The organism is Acidimangrovimonas pyrenivorans (assembly GCF_042643245.1).
GTDB classification, from domain to species: Bacteria; Pseudomonadota; Alphaproteobacteria; order Rhodobacterales; family Rhodobacteraceae; genus Acidimangrovimonas; species Acidimangrovimonas pyrenivorans.
Genome location: NZ_JBHRSK010000002.1, coordinates 15,765 through 32,001, shown reverse-complemented (window position 1 = coordinate 32,001; position 16,237 = coordinate 15,765). Strand labels below are relative to the sequence as shown.

Annotated in this window: 12 protein-coding genes; 5 read left to right on the top strand and 7 right to left on the bottom strand. The window is 69.4% G+C overall.

Going from position 1 to position 16,237, the window contains the following annotated elements; genetic code table 11:
- Window positions 1-321: 321 nt before the first annotated feature.
- Window positions 322-942: a hypothetical protein gene (locus ACFOES_RS01080; protein WP_377831066.1), complete on the top strand. Its 621-nt coding sequence runs from the start codon at window positions 322-324 to the stop codon at window positions 940-942.
- A 204-nt stretch (window positions 943-1,146) separates the two neighbouring features.
- On the opposite strand, the gene ACFOES_RS01075 is transcribed toward ACFOES_RS01080, so the two are convergent.
- Both ACFOES_RS01075 and ACFOES_RS01070 read right to left on the bottom strand, forming a co-directional pair.
- Complete coding sequence (locus ACFOES_RS01075) at window positions 1,147-2,886, bottom strand: ABC transporter ATP-binding protein (protein ID WP_377831063.1); 1,740 nt, start codon at window positions 2,884-2,886, stop codon at window positions 1,147-1,149.
- A complete protein-coding gene (locus ACFOES_RS01070) occupies window positions 2,883-3,581 on the bottom strand; it encodes a tyrosine-protein phosphatase (protein ID WP_377831061.1) in 699 nt (232 codons plus the stop codon). The genes ACFOES_RS01075 and ACFOES_RS01070 overlap by 4 nt, the downstream gene beginning before the upstream one ends.
- Window positions 3,582-3,990: 409 nt before the next feature.
- Here ACFOES_RS01070 and ACFOES_RS01065 point away from each other — a divergent pair, with 409 nt between their 5' ends.
- The gene (locus ACFOES_RS01065; RefSeq protein ID WP_377831058.1) at window positions 3,991-5,208 is read left to right on the top strand and encodes a pyridoxal-phosphate-dependent aminotransferase family protein; all 1,218 of its coding nucleotides are present in this window, start codon (window positions 3,991-3,993) and stop codon (window positions 5,206-5,208) included.
- 120 nt (window positions 5,209-5,328) lie between these two features.
- Here ACFOES_RS01065 and ACFOES_RS01060 read toward each other — a convergent pair whose 3' ends face one another.
- The 5 genes from ACFOES_RS01060 to ACFOES_RS01040 all read right to left on the bottom strand — a co-directional run bounded on the left by ACFOES_RS01060 (window position 5,329) and on the right by ACFOES_RS01040 (window position 11,276).
- Entirely contained in the window at window positions 5,329-5,742 is a 414-nt protein-coding gene (locus ACFOES_RS01060) for a DUF6858 family protein (protein WP_377831056.1), read from the bottom strand.
- Window positions 5,743-5,882: 140 nt separating this feature from the next.
- Window positions 5,883-6,989, bottom strand: a complete 1,107-nt coding sequence (locus ACFOES_RS01055) for a pyridoxal phosphate-dependent aminotransferase (RefSeq protein ID WP_377831054.1) — start codon at window positions 6,987-6,989, stop codon at window positions 5,883-5,885.
- A gap of 173 nt (window positions 6,990-7,162) precedes the next feature.
- Entirely contained in the window at window positions 7,163-7,633 is a 471-nt protein-coding gene (locus ACFOES_RS01050) for a macro domain-containing protein (RefSeq protein ID WP_377831051.1), read from the bottom strand.
- A gap of 67 nt (window positions 7,634-7,700) precedes the next feature.
- The gene (locus tag ACFOES_RS01045) at window positions 7,701-10,655 is read right to left on the bottom strand and encodes a valine--tRNA ligase (protein ID WP_377831049.1); all 2,955 of its coding nucleotides are present in this window, start codon (window positions 10,653-10,655) and stop codon (window positions 7,701-7,703) included.
- A 189-nt stretch (window positions 10,656-10,844) separates the two neighbouring features.
- A complete protein-coding gene (locus ACFOES_RS01040) occupies window positions 10,845-11,276 on the bottom strand; it encodes an Lrp/AsnC family transcriptional regulator (protein ID WP_377831047.1) in 432 nt (143 codons plus the stop codon).
- Between the two features lie 223 nt (window positions 11,277-11,499).
- Between ACFOES_RS01040 and ACFOES_RS01035 the strand changes: the two genes are divergently transcribed.
- The 3 genes from ACFOES_RS01035 to ACFOES_RS01025 all read left to right on the top strand — a co-directional run bounded on the left by ACFOES_RS01035 (window position 11,500) and on the right by ACFOES_RS01025 (window position 16,153).
- Window positions 11,500-12,645 carry a type III PLP-dependent enzyme gene (locus tag ACFOES_RS01035; protein WP_377831045.1) on the top strand — a complete coding sequence of 382 codons (1,146 nt, stop codon included), beginning with the start codon at window positions 11,500-11,502 and terminating at the stop codon, window positions 12,643-12,645.
- Between the two features lie 120 nt (window positions 12,646-12,765).
- Window positions 12,766-15,075: a xanthine dehydrogenase family protein molybdopterin-binding subunit gene (locus ACFOES_RS01030; RefSeq protein WP_377831043.1), complete on the top strand. Its 2,310-nt coding sequence runs from the start codon at window positions 12,766-12,768 to the stop codon at window positions 15,073-15,075.
- On the top strand, window positions 15,032-16,153 hold the full coding sequence (locus tag ACFOES_RS01025; RefSeq protein WP_377831039.1) for a DUF2235 domain-containing protein: 1,122 nt from the start codon (window positions 15,032-15,034) through the stop codon (window positions 16,151-16,153). Before ACFOES_RS01030 ends, ACFOES_RS01025 begins: the two co-directional genes overlap by 44 nt.
- The last annotated feature ends 84 nt before the right edge of the window (window positions 16,154-16,237 follow it).

Below are 16,237 nucleotides of genomic sequence, written 5' to 3'. Positions count from 1 at the left end.
GACAGGGGGCCTCTGTCCCTCCCGGCTTGGCGCTGCACTCTGCTCGGCGATGTTCGCGGGCGGAAATCGCCCCGTTCCCGGGCCGCGCCAGCCGGCCCTGCGGCCGGAACCTCTGTCTTTGCAGGGCAAGACGAAATCCTTGCCGCGCCGGTCCCGTGACCGGCGTCAATGCCGCCGCTTCTCCCTGGCGGTAACTCTTCCGGGGCAAGGGACGAAATGCGCGCGGGCGAGCGCGACGCCATCGCTCGCCCCACGATGGTGCACCGTTGCATGCCTGGCGCCGGTGGCCAGTCGCAAGGCAACCAGGAGGGAGATTGACCAATGTCGGATACTGCAGCCACCACCAACAAGATGCGCGAGGTCGTCGCGGTCTTTCACGATGCCGGGAAGCTCGAGGCCGCGGCAGAGGAACTGCTGAAGGCGGGCTTTTCGGAAAGCCGCCTGAGCGTGATGGGCGACCGGAAGGCGGTCGCGAAGAAGCTGGGCCACCATTTCGAACCGATCGAGGTGATGGAGGACGACCCGCGGGTGCCGCAACGCGCATTCATCCAGAGGTCCGACCGGATGACCGCCGAAAGCGCGGCAATCGGGCTGCCCCTCTATGTGGGGGCGATGGGCGGCGCGCTGATGGTGGTGGCGAGCGGCGGCGCCCTGGCGATGGTCTTGCTGGCCGCGGCGGCCGGCGGGGCCGTCGGCGGCAGTCTCGGTGGCGTGCTTGCCGCGGCTATCGGCAAGACCCATGCCGACCGGCTGGAGGCCAGCCTGCGCGAGGGCGGGATCCTGTTCTGGGTGGCCGTCGCCAACGCCGGTGAAGAAAGCGAAGCCAGCGAGATCCTGAAGCGGGCCGGCGGCGTGGATGTGCATGCCCAGCAGTTCGAGCGGAGTTGGGGGGAGGAGGACAGCCCGTTCAAGGACTGGAACCCGGACCCGTTCCTCGACTGAAGAGGGCGAGAGCCGCGAGCCTGTGCCATTCGCCCGGAGCGTTCAGCGGCCGAGCCAAGACGGCGTGCGCCAAGACGGGGCGGGCCAAGACGGGGCGGGCCAAGTCGGGGCGGGGGCAGGTCGTTTCCCGCGGGTATGCCCGCGCGGCGAGAGCGGCCTGGCCCGGCGGCCTCGGCGAGGAAAGCCGGGCCGTCGGCCCTGTGCCTATTGCTCGGCGCTGTCGCGGAACTGCAGCCGGTAGAGCTCGGCATAGGTGCCGCCCCGGGCCAGCAGCTCGTCATGCGTGCCCTGTTCGACGACGCGGCCCTCCTTCATCACCACGATCTTGTCGGCATCGCGCACCGTCGACAGGCGGTGGGCGATGACCAGCGTGGTCCGGCCCTGCGACAACCGGTCGAGCGCCTCGGCGACCAGCGCCTCGGATTGCGCGTCGAGCGCGCTGGTGGCCTCGTCGAGCAGCAGGATCGGGGCGTCGCGCAACAGCGCCCGGGCGATGGCGATGCGCTGGCGCTGGCCGCCCGACAGGCCCGAGCCGCGCGGCCCGGCCGGGGTGTCGAGCCCCTGCGGCAGGGCGGCGGTGAATTCGTCGGCATGGGCGGCGCGCAGGGCCTCGGCCAGCTTGTCCTCGGCCACGCCCTGGCGCCCCATCAGGATGTTGTCGCGCAGGCTCTCGTCGAACAGCGCGGCGTCCTGGCTGACGACCGAGAACAGGTTGCGCAGCGTGCCGAGCTCGATCGTGTGCAGCTCTCGCCCGCCGATCCGGATCGCTCCGGACTGCGGGTCGGCGAGCCGGGCGAGCAGGTGGAAGACGGTGCTCTTCCCGGCGCCGGAGGGGCCGACGAGGGCCGTGGTCTGGCCCGGCTCGGCGGTGAAGCTCAGCCCGTTGAGCACCGGGTCGCGGTCATAGGCGAACCGGACGTCGTCGAGCTCGACCCGCATCGTCTCGGGCACCGGGCCGGGCTTGGCGGGGGTGACGATGGTGGCCGGGCGGTCGAACATCTCGCGGATGCGTTCGAGGCTGGCGCGCGCCACCTGCCAGGCCCCCGACACCGCGCCGAGCCGGCGCAGCGGCTCGAAGATCAGCGCGATGGCGGTGAAGAAGGACATGAACTCGCCGACCGTCTTCTCGCCGGCGATTATCTGCAGCCCGCCATAGCTGAGCACCCCGGCGAAGCCGATCGCGGCGACCACGTCCATCATCGCGGGAATGCCGGCCGAGCCGGCCTCGGCCCGGACCTGGGCGCCGATGAAGGCCTTCTGGTCGGCGCCGAAGCGGGCGGATTCGCGGGCCTCGGTGCCGGTGAGCTGGATCGTGGTCAGGCCGTGGAAGATCTCGTCGAGCCGGGTCGAGAGCCGGGCGGCGGAGGCGCGGGCACTGCGGCTGGTATGGCGCACCAGCTTCTGCAGCAGCAGGATCGGCCCGACCAGCAGCGGCGCCCCGGCGACGGCGATCAGGGTCCAGCGCCAGTCGACCGACAGCGCCACGGCGAACAGCGACACCAGTGCCACGACGTCGCGCCCCAGCGCCGCCACCACCGAGGTCCACAGCCCGCGCAGCGTGCCGGTATCGCCGCGCACCCGCTCGATCAGCGATCCGGGCGGATGGGTCTGGTGGAAGCCCTGGTCGAGGGTCATCAGGTGGGCGAGCATGTCCGCCTGCAGCGCCGCGACGGCGCGTTCGCCGCTCAGCACCATCAGGATGCGCTGGCCCAGCCCGGCCAGGGCGCGCAGGATGAAGACGCCGCTGACCGCGAAGGCGACCCAGAATACCGCCGCCTTGTCGCCCTCGACGAAGACCCGGTCGAACATCGGCTTCACGAGGTAGGACAGGGCGCCCATCATGCCGCCCTCGACGCTCATCAGCACCAGCGCCGCCAGCAGCAGCCAGCGATGCGGGTGCAGGTAGCCGCGCCAGATCCAGAGGAAGAGCGCCCCGCCGGTCATTCCGCCTCCCACTCGCCCTTCCGCCACAGCTGGAAGTCGCGGCCGACCGCGTCGCGGTCATAGCCGGTGCGGATCCACTCCATCAGGCCGATGCCGCTGCGCCGCTGCGCGCGCGCGTAGGTGCGCAGGAAATGGTCGAGCACGCCGGTGTCGTATTTCTTCAGATGCAGGTATCTCCAGTGCAGCTGCCGCGCCGCCACCTCGACCGGCGCGCCCTCGATCATCATCAGGTAGAGCGCCGAGGCAAAGCCGGCGCGGTCGGCGCCCGACTTGCAATGCATGACGAAGGGGCGCGGGATGGTGCGGAAGATGCGTTCGAGCTCGAGCAGGGTGTCGGGCAGCGGCAGGCTGCGGGCCGAGAGGCCGATATCGACCATCTCCATGCCGTAGCGCCGGCAGGCGTCGCGCTCGAACAGGTGATAGCTGGTATCGGCGGCGCCACGCAGGTTGAGCACGGCGCGGATGCCCATCTCGTGATAGCGCCGCAGCCGCGCCGGCCCGGGCTGGTTCGAACGGTAGACGCCCTCGGTCACCGGGTGGAAATTGGTCCACCAGGCACGCAGGAAGGCGTGGTCCATCAGCTGGTAGTGCCAATAGGCGCGGCGCCGGTGCTCCGGATTGCTCAGGTCGCTGTAATTCGGGACGTTGAGGCGCCGCTCGAGGTCCTTGACCCGCTTGTGCAGTTTCTTGAGCATCCGCTCTCCGTCGCCGTGCCGGCCCGCGTGGCGTTTGCCCGGGCGTTCCCCGGCGGTCTAGCCGCAAAGGGGGCAGGTGGCAAGCTGGCCGGCCACCGGTCGGCGGCGTGCGGCCTTGCCGGGCGGGCGCCTCCGGCGGGAGTATTTGGGCAAAGAAGAAGCCGGCGACGGCTATCCCTTTTCGCCTTCACCTGAGCGAAAATATCCCGGGGGAGCCCGGAACGGGCGGGGGCAGCGCCCCCCGGCGCGCAGCGCCAACGGGCAGGCTTGCGGCGCAGCCGCGCAAGTGATGACGAAACGGGCAATCGCCTTCCCCGGGGCCGGAGCGGGCGCCGTGCCGGATTGACGCTCCCGAATCCCGGGTCTACCGATTGGCGGTTCCCTGCGTGCAATCGGCGGAGTTTGCCCCATGAGCCTCGGTCACGGCCGTCCCTACCTTGCCATCCCCGGCCCCTCGGTCATGCCCGACCGGGTGCTGAATGCCATGCATCGGGCGGCGCCCAACATCTACGAGGGTGCGCTGCACGAGATGGTCGACGGGCTGGTGCCCGACCTCAAGGCGGTTGCCGGCACGCGGCATAACGTGGCGATCTTCATCGCCAACGGCCATGGCGCCTGGGAGGCGGCCAACGCCAACATGTTCTCGCGCGGGGACAAGGCGCTGGTGCTGGCCACCGGCCGCTTCGGCGAGGGCTGGGCCGACAGCGCGCGGCGCATGGGCGTGGATGTCGAGATGCTGAATTTCGGCAAGCAGTCCACGGTCGACCCGGCGCAACTGGCCGCCGCGCTGGAGGCCGACAGGGCGCACGAGATCAAGGCGGTGCTGGTCACCCATGTCGACACCGCCACCTCGGTGCGCAACGATATCGCGGCGGTGCGCGAGACGATCGACGCCGCCGGTCACCCGGCGCTGCTGGCGGTCGACTGCATCGCCTCGCTGGCCTGCGACGAGTACCACATGGACGGCTGGGGCGTCGACGTCACCGTCTCGGCCAGCCAGAAGGGGCTGATGACGCCGCCCGGCCTCGGCTTCGTCTGGTTCAGCGACAAGGCGCAGGAGCGTTGCGCTGGCGCCGACCTGCGCACGCCCTATTGGGACTGGGGCCCGCGCGCGGCGCCGCAGCAGTTCTACCAGTATTTCAGCGGCACCGCGCCGACCCATCACCTCTACGGCCTGCGCGCCGCGCTCGACATGATCGCCGAGGAGGGGCTGCCGCAGATCTGGGCCCGCCACGCCACCCTGGCGCGCGCGGTCTGGGCCGCCTTCGAGGCCTGGGGGCAGGGCGCCCCCGATATCGCGCTCAACATCGCCGACCCGGCGCTGCGCGGCCACGCGGTGACGGCGGCCCGGCTGGGCGCGCCCCAGGCCTCTGCCCTGCGCAAGTGGACCGAGACCCAGGCCGGGGTGACGCTGGGCATCGGGCTGGGCATGGCCGAGCCGAACGACCCGGCCTATCACGGCTTCCTCCGCGTCGCCCATATGGGCCATGTCAACGCCCATATGACGCTGGGCGCGCTGGCGGTGATGGAGGCCGGGATGCAGGCGCTGGGCATTCCGCACGGGCCGGGCGCGCTGGAGGCGGCCGCCACGGTGGCGGCCGAGGCGGTCGCGGAGACGGCGGGCTGAAGCGCCGGCTTGCGTGCCTCCTCGCTTGCCGGCTTCCTCGCTTGCTGGGCCCCTCCACCGCCCCCTCGAGCGGCCGCGGTTATCTTCCGCCGTGCCCGGCGCCGGCCCGTCCGGGCGGGGTCAGACCCGGTCGGCCAGATCCTTGCACCAGGCTTCCATCTCCTTGGTCGCCACCTCCATCGGCGGTTCGAGGAAGGTGATCTCGAAATGGTCGCCCATGTCGGCAATCCCGATCGAGCGCGGCCGCACCGCCAGCACATGCGGGTTGGGCAGCGCCACGCCGAAGCAGAAGACGATGTTCTTGGCCTCCTTGATCTCGTCAGAGACGGTGCCGTCGATCGCCCTGGTATGGCCGTAGTGATCGAAGGTGGCGATATAGGCCACCTTGGGATGGGCATCGATCCGGGCCTTGAGCGCGGCGATGATCTCGTCGACCGAGCCGAGCGAGGTCTCTCTCTTGGGCAGCGTCAGGTCGTAGGCGGGGTATCTGTCCATCAGCAGGGACTGGCGCATGATGTTGGCCTTTCGGTTCATGGCAGGGAGGCGATGTAATATCATATCGCTTCCCGGCGCAGGATGCGTCATCGTGGCCACCTGGCCACATAGCGCCTCTGGCGCGGCGGTCGCGCGGGAAAGGCGGCATGCCGGGGCGTGGCCGGGCGGCCGGCCCGTGCTCAGCGCCGGGCGGCTTCCAGCGCCTCGGGCAGCGCGGCGGCGAAGGCGTCGAGATCGGCGTCGGGGCCGCAGCTGACCCGGATGCAGCGATCCTGCGGCGCGACGAAGGGCATGCGGACGAAGATGTCGCGCGCGGTCAGCTCGGCCAGCACGCGGCGGGCGAAATCGCCGTCCGCGCCGCAATCGATGGCGACGAAATTGGTCGCCGAAGGCAGGGCGGTCAGGTCGTTGGCCGCCGCGATCTCGGCCAGCCGGGCACGGGCATGGGCGACCCTGGCCTTGACCTCTTCCAGCCAGGGCTGGTCCCGCAGCGCGGCGAGGGCGCCGATCTGGCTGGTCCGGCACATGCCGAAATGGTTGCGGATCTTGTCGAAGGCGGTGATCAGCGCGGGCGCGGCGATGGCATAGCCGACCCGGGCGCCGGCCATGCCGTAGCCCTTCGAGAAGGTGCGCATCCGGATCACCCGCGGATCGTCCGGGGCGATTTCCGGCGCCGTGCCCTCCGGGGCGAGGTCGATATAGGCCTCGTCGAGGATCAGCAGGCTGCCCTCGGGCACCGCCGCGATCATCTTGAGGATGGTTTCGGCCGGGTGGTGGCTGCCCATCGGGTTGTCGGGATTCGAGATGTAGATCAGCTTGGGCTGCACTTCGACCGCCTTGGCGATCAGGGCCTCGGGGTCCTCGTGGTCGCCGCGATAGGGCACCTTGTGCAGCACGCCGCCGAAGCCGGCGACATGGTAGTTGAAGGTGGGATAGGCGCCGTTCGAGGTGACGACTGTGTCGCCCTCGGCCACCACCAGCCGGGTCAGGTAGCCCAGCAGCCCGTCGATGCCCTCGCCGACGATGATGTTCCCGGGCCCGATGCCGTGGTGGGCGGCAAGCGCCTGGCGCAGGTCGTGGTTCTGGGCGTCGCCGTATTTCCACACCTCGGCGGCGGCCGCCTGCATCGCTTCGATGGCCTTGGGCGAGGGGCCAAAGATGGATTCGTTGGCGCCGAGCCGGGCGGCGAAGGGGCGGCCGCGGCTGCGCTCCTGCGTTTCCGGCCCGACGAAGGGGACGGTCGAGGGCAGGCTGGCGACGAGCGGGGTGTAGCGTGGTCCGGTCATGGCCGGATCAGAAGCGGAAAACGCGGCGTTGTGCAAGAGGCGAGGGCGGAGGCGGGGGGGCTGTCTGCCCGCGTTGCCATTGTACTTGAACAATGGCGCAGGTGACGCAGGCGGGGGGCTGTCTGCCCCCCGCGCCCCCCGAGGATATTTGCGTGAAGATGAAAGGGGGGCGGCTATTTGCGGGCGAAGTCGTAGACCGTCACCCGGCGGCCCTTTGCCGCGAGGGCTTGCTCGACGATCGGGCCGACCTCGTCCCAGCTGCCGCCGGCGAGGCCGCAGCCGATGCGCGGCATGTGGACCGAGGCGCCGGGCGGGGCGAGGCGGTGCAGTTCGTCGAGCGCGGCGCGCAGGGCGTCGTAGCGGATCGGCGGCACGCCGTGCCGGGGGCGCAGCCCGTGCTGGGCGATCATGTTGGCGACCCAGAGATCGTCCTCGACTTTCACCAACTGGCTGCGGCCGAGGGCGAAATCGGGGCCGTGGGTGGCCCATTTGCGGTAGGCGGCTTCGGGCTCGGGCCAGTGTTTCGAGATTGCCAGCACGAAGCCCTTCCCCCAGCCGCCGAGATCGTTGCAGACATGGGCAATGACGGCCGGACGGTCGGCCGGGGCGGTGGCGTCGCCGGTGGTGTAGCTGATCCCGCTCATCGGCCGACTGTAGCCGGTGGCGGCGGGTGGGGCCAGCGGCGCCGGCCCCGACCTTGGCTTCGCGGCCTTAGCCGACCTCGGCCAGCCGGGCCAGCGCCGCCTTGAGCTTGGCGGCCTCGTCCTCGCCCTGTTCCAGCCGCTCGCGGGTCTCGTCCACCACCTCTTCCGGCGCCGAGGCGACGAATTTCGGGTTGTTCAGCCGGCCGCGCAGCCCGCCGAGATCCTTTTCCAGCTTCTCCAGCGTCTTGGCCAGGCGCGCCTTCTCCTCGGCGATGTCGATGACGCCCTCGAGCGGGATCGCGAAGGTGCCGCCCTCGACCGCGATGGTGATCGCGCCCTTGGGGGCCACCTCGGCCGCGGCCAGGCTCTCGATCCGGGCGAGGCGCTGAATCAGGGCCGCGTTGCGGTCCCAGGCGGCCTTGCCGGCGTCGTCGAGCGCCAGCTGCAGCATGTCGAGCCGCAGCCCGACCGGCACGTGCATCTGGGCGCGGGCCGAGCGGATCTCGTCGATCAGGGCGATCACCCAGTTCATCTCGCGATCCGCCGCCGGGTCGATCAGCTCGGCGCCGTAGGTCGGCCAGTCGGCATGGACCAGCATCTTGTCGCGGCTACCGGTGGTGGCCCACAGCTCTTCGGTGATGAAGGGCATGATCGGGTGCAGCAGGGTCAGGCTCTGGTCGAGCACCCAGGCCATCGTCGCGCGGGTCTCGGCGGCGGTTTCTTGCCTGTCGAACAGCGGCTTGGCGAATTCGACATACCAGTCGCAGACCTTGCCCCAGACGAAGGCGTAAAGCGCGTTGGCGGCGTCGTTGAAGCGGAAGTTGGTCAGCGCCTCGTCGACCGCCTCGCGCACACGCGCGGTCTCGCCGACGATCCAGCGGTTCACCGTCGCCTTCGGCTGCGGGATGGAGCCGTCGGGGGCGTAGCCCTCGAAGACGCCGTTCATCTCGGCAAAGCGGGTGGCGTTCCAGATCTTGGTGCCGAAGTTGCGGTAGCCGGCGATGCGGGCGGTCGACAGCTTGAGGTCGCGGCCCATCGCCGCCATCGCGGTCAGGGTGAAGCGCACGGCATCGGCGCCGTATTCGTCGATCAGCTCGATCGGGTCGAGCACGTTGCCGAGCGACTTCGACATCTTCTTGCCCTTCTCGTCGCGGACGAGGGCGTGGACATAGACGGTGTGGAAGGGGATCTGGTTGACCACGGCAAGCTGCATCATCATCATCCGGGCGACCCAGAAGAAGATGATGTCGAAGCCGGTGATCAGGACATCGGTCGGGAAATATTTCTGCAGCTCTTCGGTGTTTTCCGGCCAGCCGAGGGTGCCGATCGGCCACAGGCCCGAGGAGAACCAGGTGTCGAGGACGTCGGGGTCGCGCCAAATCGGCATCGCTCCCGCAAGGCCGTGTTGGTCCAGATACAAGGTCGCGGCCTTTTCATCGCTCACGACCACAATTTGACGCTCGTAATATTGGCTCGCGCGTTCAATCGCCTCGGCTTCATTGGAAGCACAGAAGAACTCGTGCTCCCCAAACTTGTGCGAAATGACATTCGAATTTGGTTCCGCGAACCACTTCGGCCCATACCAAACCGGGATCTGGTGCCCCCACCACAGCTGGCGCGAGATGCACCACGGCTCGATATTCTCCAGCCAGTGGAAATAGGTCTTGGCGTCGCGCTCGGGCAGGATGCGGGTGTAGCCGGCGGTCTCGTCGAACTCCCCGGCCTCCTGCGCGGCCATGCCCTTGCGGACGGCGTCGAGCGCCGGGCCGACGACCTTCCGGGTGTCGACGAACCACTGGTCGGTCAGGAAGGGCTCGATGGCGACTTTCGAGCGGTCGCCATGCGGGACCATGTGGCGCTCGTTGTCGATGCCGTCGAGCCAGCCCTCGTCCTCGGCCATGGTGACGATGGCGTCGCGGGCCTCGTAGCGGTCGCAGCCGTCGAAACGCTCGATGGCGCGGGCGACGAGGTCCTCGGGGCAGCCCTCGGCGAAATCGGCATTGTCCTTCAGCGCGATGCCGGCGCGGGTGTTCATCACGTTGATGACGCGCAGCCCGGTGCGCTGGCCGACGCCCCAGTCGTTGAAGTCATGCGCCGGGGTGATCTTGACGGCGCCGGTGCCCTTCTCGGGATCGGCATAGTCGTCGGCGACGATGGGGATGCGGCGGCCGGTGATCGGCATCACGACATGCTTGCCGATCAGGTGGGTGTAGCGGGCGTCGTCCGGGTGCACCGCGATGCCGGTATCGCCCAGCATGGTCTCGGGCCGGGTGGTGGCGACGACGAGATAGTCGCGCGGCTCGGTCTCCAGCGGCCGGCCCTCGTCGTCGAAGGCGACCGGGTGATCGTAGCTGACGCCGTCCTCCAGCGGATAGCGCAGGCGCCAGAGCTTGCCGTCCTCCTCGACCTGCTCGACCTCGAGGTCGGAGATCGCGGTCTCGAAATGGGGGTCCCAGTTGACCAGCCGCTTGCCGCGGTAGATGGCGCCCTGGTTGTAGAGCTCGACGAAGACCTTGATGACGGCGTCGTGGAAGTTGCCTTCCTCGCCGGCCGGAGCGCCGGGGGCGCCGGACATGGTGAAGGCGTTGCGCGACCAGTCGCAGGAAGCGCCGAGGCGCTTGAGCTGGTTGACGATGGTGCCGCCCGACTGGGCCTTCCACTGCCAGACCTTCTCGAGGAACTTCTCGCGCCCCATCTCGCGCCGGGTCTGGTTCGACTTGTCCTTGGCCAACTCGCGCTCGACGACCATCTGGGTGGCGATGCCGGCATGGTCCTGGCCGGGCTGCCACAGCACGTCATGGCCGCGCATCCGGTGCCAGCGGGTCAGGATGTCCTGCAGCGTGTTGTTGAAGGCATGGCCCATGTGCAGCACGCCGGTGACGTTCGGCGGCGGGATCATGATGGAGAAGGTCTCGGCCCCGGGCTTGGCATTGGCCCCGGCGGCGAAGGCCCCGGCCTCTTCCCAGGCTGCATAGAGGCGCTCTTCGGCCTCCTTGGCGTTGAAGGTCTTTTCCATCGGCATCGGATCTTTCCCGCTCACTGCGCCCGCATGGTGGGCGCGTGGTGTTTAACGCGCCCCCGGCCCAAGGAAAAGCGCCTAAACGGGGAAATCTGGCCGCAGGAGAACGGGGGAGGCTCTTCGGCCGCCTGCGGCGCCTCATCGCGAACAGGGCCGCAGGCTCCGTTGAGCGCGCCCGGCGACACCGCCCCGCTACACCGCCCGGTCGATCTTGGTCGCCAGCTGGATCAGGCTTTCGGAGGATTTCACCCCCGGCACGGCGCCGATCTGGTCGAGCACCTCGTCCAGCGCCTGCGTCGTCTCGGCCGCGACCTGCAGGATCAGGTCGAAGCGGCCGGTCGTGGTGTGGGCGATCTCGATCTCGGGCATGATCTTGAGCCGCTGCAGCACCCGCGGGGTCGAGCGCGGCTCGACCTGCAGCAGCACGGTGGCCCGGATCCGCCGCGCCAGCACCGCGTTGCCCAGCTTGATCGTGTAGCCGGCGATGACGCCGGTCCGTTCCAGCCGCTCGATCCGCGCCTGCACCGTCGAGCGCGCCACCTTGAATCGCCGCGCCAGCCGCGAGGTCGAGGTGCTGGAATCCGCCGCCAGCGCCGCCAGAAGTTTCTCGTCGAGGTCGTCCATGAAATCTGCCCACGGTTTTCGTCATTTTGCCTACCATTCCGCACAATTCAACTCTTTTCATCGGTGAAAATGTCCATCATATGCAGCACACTCGTTTTCAGGACCAAAGGGCGGCGCAAGCCTGTACCTGGCCTGGTTTGGTTGAACGCGCAAAGCGGCTCCGAACTGGTTGTCCCAGGGCTGGAGAGGGCTGCGCTCTGTTGGCAGGGAAAGGGAAACGCCGATGGGGCTCTCGAAAACGATCTGGACGAATCCGTCCGAATTTCTCAAGCACAGCCAGCCGGATAACCCGGTGATGTTCTTCTCGCCCGGGGTGCTGCACGCTACCGCGCGGCGCTTCCTCGACGGCTTTCCGGGGCTGGTGACCTATGCGGTCAAGTCGAACCCGGACGAGATCGTCATCGCCAATCTGGCCGCCGCCGGCATCCGCGGCTTCGACGTCGCCTCGCCGGAAGAGATCGCGCTGCTGCGCCGGCTCGCGCCGGAAGCCGCGCTGCATTACAACAACCCGGTGCGGGCGCGGTCGGAAATCCGCGCCGCGGTCGAGATGAGCGTCAAGTCGTGGTCGGTCGACAGCCGCAGCGAGCTGGCCAAGCTGATCGAGCTGGTGCCGGCCGAGGATTGCGAGATCTCGGTGCGCTTCAAGCTGCCGGTGCAGGGCGCGGCCTACAATTTCGGCGCCAAGTTCGGGGCGACGGCGGAAGAGGCGGTCGAGCTGCTGCGGATGGCGGCCAATGCCGGCTTCATCCCGTCGCTGACCTTCCACCCGGGCACCCAGTGCACCGATCCGGCGGCCTGGGAGACCTATATCCACAGCGCCGCCCAGATCGCCCGCGAGGCCGGTGTCACCATCGCCCGGCTCAATGTCGGCGGCGGCTTCCCCTCGCATCGGCTCGACGACGTCATGCCGCAGATCGAGGCGACCTTCGCCCTGATCGACCGTGCCACTGGCGAGGCCTTCGTTGACAGCCGGCCGGCACTGGTCTGCGAGCCGGGCCGCGGCCTGGTCGCCGAGGCCTTCAGCCTGGCCGCCCGGGTCAAGGCGATCCGCGACGGCGCCCATGTCTTCCTCAACGACGGCGTCTACGGCGCGCTGGCCGAGCTGCCGATGATCGGCATCATCGACCGGATCGAGGTGCTCTCGACCGAGGGCCAGCGCCGCCACGGCGACACGGTGCCGCGCATCGTCTTCGGCCCGACCTGCGACAGCGTCGACCGCCTGCCGGGCGAGATCGCGCTGCCCGGCGACATGGCCGAGGAGGATTACCTGCTGTTCCACGGCATGGGCGCCTATTCGATGGCGACCAATACCCGGTTCAACGGCTTCGGCGCCCTGTCGCTGGTCACCGTCCTGGCGTTGCAGCACTAGGACGGCCCGAGGACGGCCGATCCCGCCCCGCGATCCTGCCCCGCGCGCCGCCGCGCCCTCTGGACACCGGCGCCGCGCGGGTTAGTCTCCGCCCGGAACAGGATTTCCGCGAGGGCGAAGATGAGCAGATTTGGCGAAAGCCAGTCGATCAAGCGACTGGAAGACATCCGGTTTCTGACCGGCGGGGGGCATTATGTCGATGACGTGGCGCCCGCGGGCGCGCTTCATGCCTATTTCCTGCGCAGCCCGGTCGCCCATGCCGAGATCGCCGCGCTCGACCTCGACGACGCGCGCGAGATGCCGGGCGTCCACATGGTGCTGGGGGCCGAGGACCTCGTCGCCGCCGGGGTCGACCTGGCGATCCCCTATATCACGGTCAAGAACGCCGATGGCAGCGACGCCGCCGCGCCGCTGCGGCCGGTGCTGGCGCAGGGCCGGGTGCGCTATGTCGGCGAGCCCTTCGCGGCGGTGATCGCCGAGACCATGGACCAGGCCAGGGACGCGGCCGAGGCGATTGGCTTCGACCTCGAGGAACTGCCGGTGCACATGGAGGTGGCGCCGGGCGGGCCGGAGATCCATGCCGAGGCGCCCGAAAACGTCGCCTATGACTGGCGGCTGGGCGATGCCGCGGCGGCCGAGGCGGCCTTTGCCAGGGCCGCCCACCGGGTCAAGCTGCGGCTCGAGGACAACCGGATCATGGTGGGCTCGATGGAGCCGCGTGGCGCCTTCGCCGAGTGGGACGGCGCGCGCCTGCACCTGGCCTTCGGCGGCCAGGGCGTGTGGAACATGAAGGGCTGGATCGCCAAGGCGCTGGGGCTGGAGGCCGAGCAGGTCCAGATCACCACCCCGGATGTCGGCGGCGGCTTCGGCATGAAGACCGGGCCCTACCCGGAGTATTTCGTCCTCGCCCATGTCGCCCGGGCCTTGAACAAGCCGGTGCGCTGGATCGCCGACCGGACCGAGGCGATGCTGTCGGACAATGGCGGCCGCGACCTGGTCTCGACCGCCGAGCTGGCCCTCGACGACGACTACAGGATCACCGCCTACCGGGTCGACATCGTCTCGAACCTGGGCGCCTACAACTCGGTCTTCGGCCAGGCGATCCAGTCCTCGATCTCTTCGCGGGTGCTGACGGGCACCTATGACGTGCAATGCGTCGATGTCCGGGCGCGCGGCATCTACACCAACACCACCCAGGTCGACGCCTATCGCGGCGCCGGCCGGCCCGAGGCGATCTACACGCTGGAACGCACCATGGACATGGCGGCGCGCGAGCTCGGCCTCGACCCGTTCGAGCTGCGCCGGCGCAACTTCATCCCGCCCGCCGCCTTCCCCTACAAGTCCGCCTCGGGCGAGACCTATGACGTCGGTGATTTCCCCCGCGTGCTGGGCCGGCTCGAGCAGGAGGCCGATGTTGCCGGATTTGCCACACGTCGCGCGGAAAGCGAGAAGGCAGGCAAGCTGCGCGGGCTCGGGCTGTGCTACTATATCGAGGCGATCCTCGGCGATCCGTCCGAGGGCGCGACGGTCGAGTTCAACGAGGACGGCACGGTGAACCTGTATGTCGGGACGCAGTCGAACGGGCAGGGGCACGAGACCGTCTATGCCCAGTTCCTGTCGGATCGGACCGGCATCCCGATCGAACAGATCAAGGTGATCCAGGGCGACAGCGATCGCATCGCTCGGGGCGGCGGCACCGGTGGTTCGCGCTCGGTCACCGTGCAGTCGGCGGCGACGCTGGCGACGGTCGACAAGATGGTCGCCGCCTTCGCCGATTTCCTCGAGGACGAGATGGGGGCGAAGCCGGAGTTCGACGACGGCGCTTTTCGCGCCCCGGGCTCGAACCGGACCATGACTCTGGTCGAGGCCGCCGACCTGGCGCGGGAACAGGGCCGGACCGAGCTGCTGCGCCACGAGGAGCGGACCAAGCTCGAGGGCCGCTCCTATCCCAATGGCGGCCATGTCGCCGAGGTCGAGATCGACCCGGAGACCGGCGCGCTCGAGGTGGTGCGCTACACCGTGACCGACGATTTCGGCAACCTGATGCACCCGATGCTGGCCCAGGGCCAGGTTCATGGCGGCGTCGCCCAGGGCCTGGGCCAGGCGGTGACCGAGCGGGTGGTCTTCGACGAGGCCGGCCAGCTGCTCACGGCGACGTTCATGGACTACGCCATGCCGCGGGCCGACACTATGCCGATGATCCGCTTCACCACCGAACCGGTGCCCTCGACGACCAACCCGTTGGGAATGAAGGGCTGCGGCGAGGCCGGCACGGTCGGCGCGCTGGCCGCCGTCACCAATGCCGCGCTCGACGCCCTCTGCGCGCGCGGGGTGCGGGCCGTCGACATGCCGCTGACGCCGGAACGGGTCTGGGGCTGGCTGCGCGATGCGGCGGCGGAAGACACAGGGGAGGCCGGTGCGGCTTCGTGACCGCATAAGGCGCTGGGTCTGGCCCCGGCGGGCCGAGACCCATTCGCCCGAGCCCCATGCCGAACGGGGGCCGGTCGACCATGTCATCATCCTTGACGGCACCCTGTCCTCGCTCGAACCGGGGCAGGAGACCCATGCCGGCCTGACCTACCGGCTGCTGCGCGAGATGACGCCCTCGGCCCGGCTCTCGGTCTATTACGAGCCGGGCATCCAGTGGCACAACTGGCACCATGCGCGCGACGTGATCTCGGGCCGCGGCATCAACCGCCAGATCCGCCGCGCCTACGGCTTCCTCGCCTCGCGCTACCATCCCGGCGACCGCATCTTCCTGTTCGGCTTCTCGCGCGGCGCCTATGCCGTGCGCTCGCTGGCCGGGGTGATCGACCGGGTCGGGCTGTTGCGGGCCGAGCATGCCACCGTGCGCAACGTCCGCACCGCCTATCGCCATTACCAGATGCCGCGCGACCGCGATGCCGCCCGAGCCTTCGTCCGGCTCTACTGCCACGACGAGGTGGCGATCGAGATGGTCGGGGTCTGGGACACGGTGAAGTCGCTCGGGCTGCGCCTGCCGGTGCTGTGGCGCCTGACCGAATCCCATCACGCCTTCCATAACCACGATCTGGGGCCGGCCATCCGCCGCGGCTTCCACGCGCTGGCGCTGGACGAGACCCGCGACGCCTTCGCCCCGGTGATGTGGACCAGCCCCGAGGATTTCAACGGCCGGGTCGAGCAGGTCTGGTTCCGCGGCAGCCATGGCGATGTCGGCGGCATGCTGGGCGATTACGAGCCCGCCCGGCCGTTGGCCAACATCCCGCTGGTCTGGATGCTGGACAAGGCGGCCGGCTGCGGCCTGCCGCTGCCGGTGGGCTGGCGGGCGCGCTTCCCCGGCGATTCCGAGGCGCCGATGATCGGCACCTGGTATGGGCTGGGCAAGCTGTTCCTGATCCGCAGCCGCCGTGTCGTCGGCCGCGATCCAAGCGAGTCGATCCATCCCAGCGCCCGCGACTGGGTCGCCAAGCGCCACCCGGCGCGGCTGGTCTCGGACCTGCAGCTCCCGGCCCGGGACAAGGCGGTGTGAGGAGGCTTGCAGGGCCCGGCGTGGCCGGGGGCGCTGCCCCCGTCGCCAGAGGCGACTCCCCCGGAGTATTTTCGCAAAGGTGAA

Coding starts and splice junctions, on each gene's coding strand:
- ACFOES_RS01080 (WP_377831066.1), top strand. CDS start 322: ATGTCGGATACTGCAGCCACCACCAACAAGATGCGCGAGGTCGTCGCG.
- ACFOES_RS01075 (WP_377831063.1), bottom strand. CDS start 2,886: ATGACCGGCGGGGCGCTCTTCCTCTGGATCTGGCGCGGCTACCTGCAC.
- ACFOES_RS01070 (WP_377831061.1), bottom strand. CDS start 3,581: ATGCTCAAGAAACTGCACAAGCGGGTCAAGGACCTCGAGCGGCGCCTC.
- ACFOES_RS01065 (WP_377831058.1), top strand. CDS start 3,991: ATGAGCCTCGGTCACGGCCGTCCCTACCTTGCCATCCCCGGCCCCTCG.
- ACFOES_RS01060 (WP_377831056.1), bottom strand. CDS start 5,742: ATGAACCGAAAGGCCAACATCATGCGCCAGTCCCTGCTGATGGACAGA.
- ACFOES_RS01055 (WP_377831054.1), bottom strand. CDS start 6,989: ATGACCGGACCACGCTACACCCCGCTCGTCGCCAGCCTGCCCTCGACC.
- ACFOES_RS01050 (WP_377831051.1), bottom strand. CDS start 7,633: ATGAGCGGGATCAGCTACACCACCGGCGACGCCACCGCCCCGGCCGAC.
- ACFOES_RS01045 (WP_377831049.1), bottom strand. CDS start 10,655: ATGCCGATGGAAAAGACCTTCAACGCCAAGGAGGCCGAAGAGCGCCTC.
- ACFOES_RS01040 (WP_377831047.1), bottom strand. CDS start 11,276: ATGGACGACCTCGACGAGAAACTTCTGGCGGCGCTGGCGGCGGATTCC.
- ACFOES_RS01035 (WP_377831045.1), top strand. CDS start 11,500: ATGGGGCTCTCGAAAACGATCTGGACGAATCCGTCCGAATTTCTCAAG.
- ACFOES_RS01030 (WP_377831043.1), top strand. CDS start 12,766: ATGAGCAGATTTGGCGAAAGCCAGTCGATCAAGCGACTGGAAGACATC.
- ACFOES_RS01025 (WP_377831039.1), top strand. CDS start 15,032: ATGCGGCGGCGGAAGACACAGGGGAGGCCGGTGCGGCTTCGTGACCGC.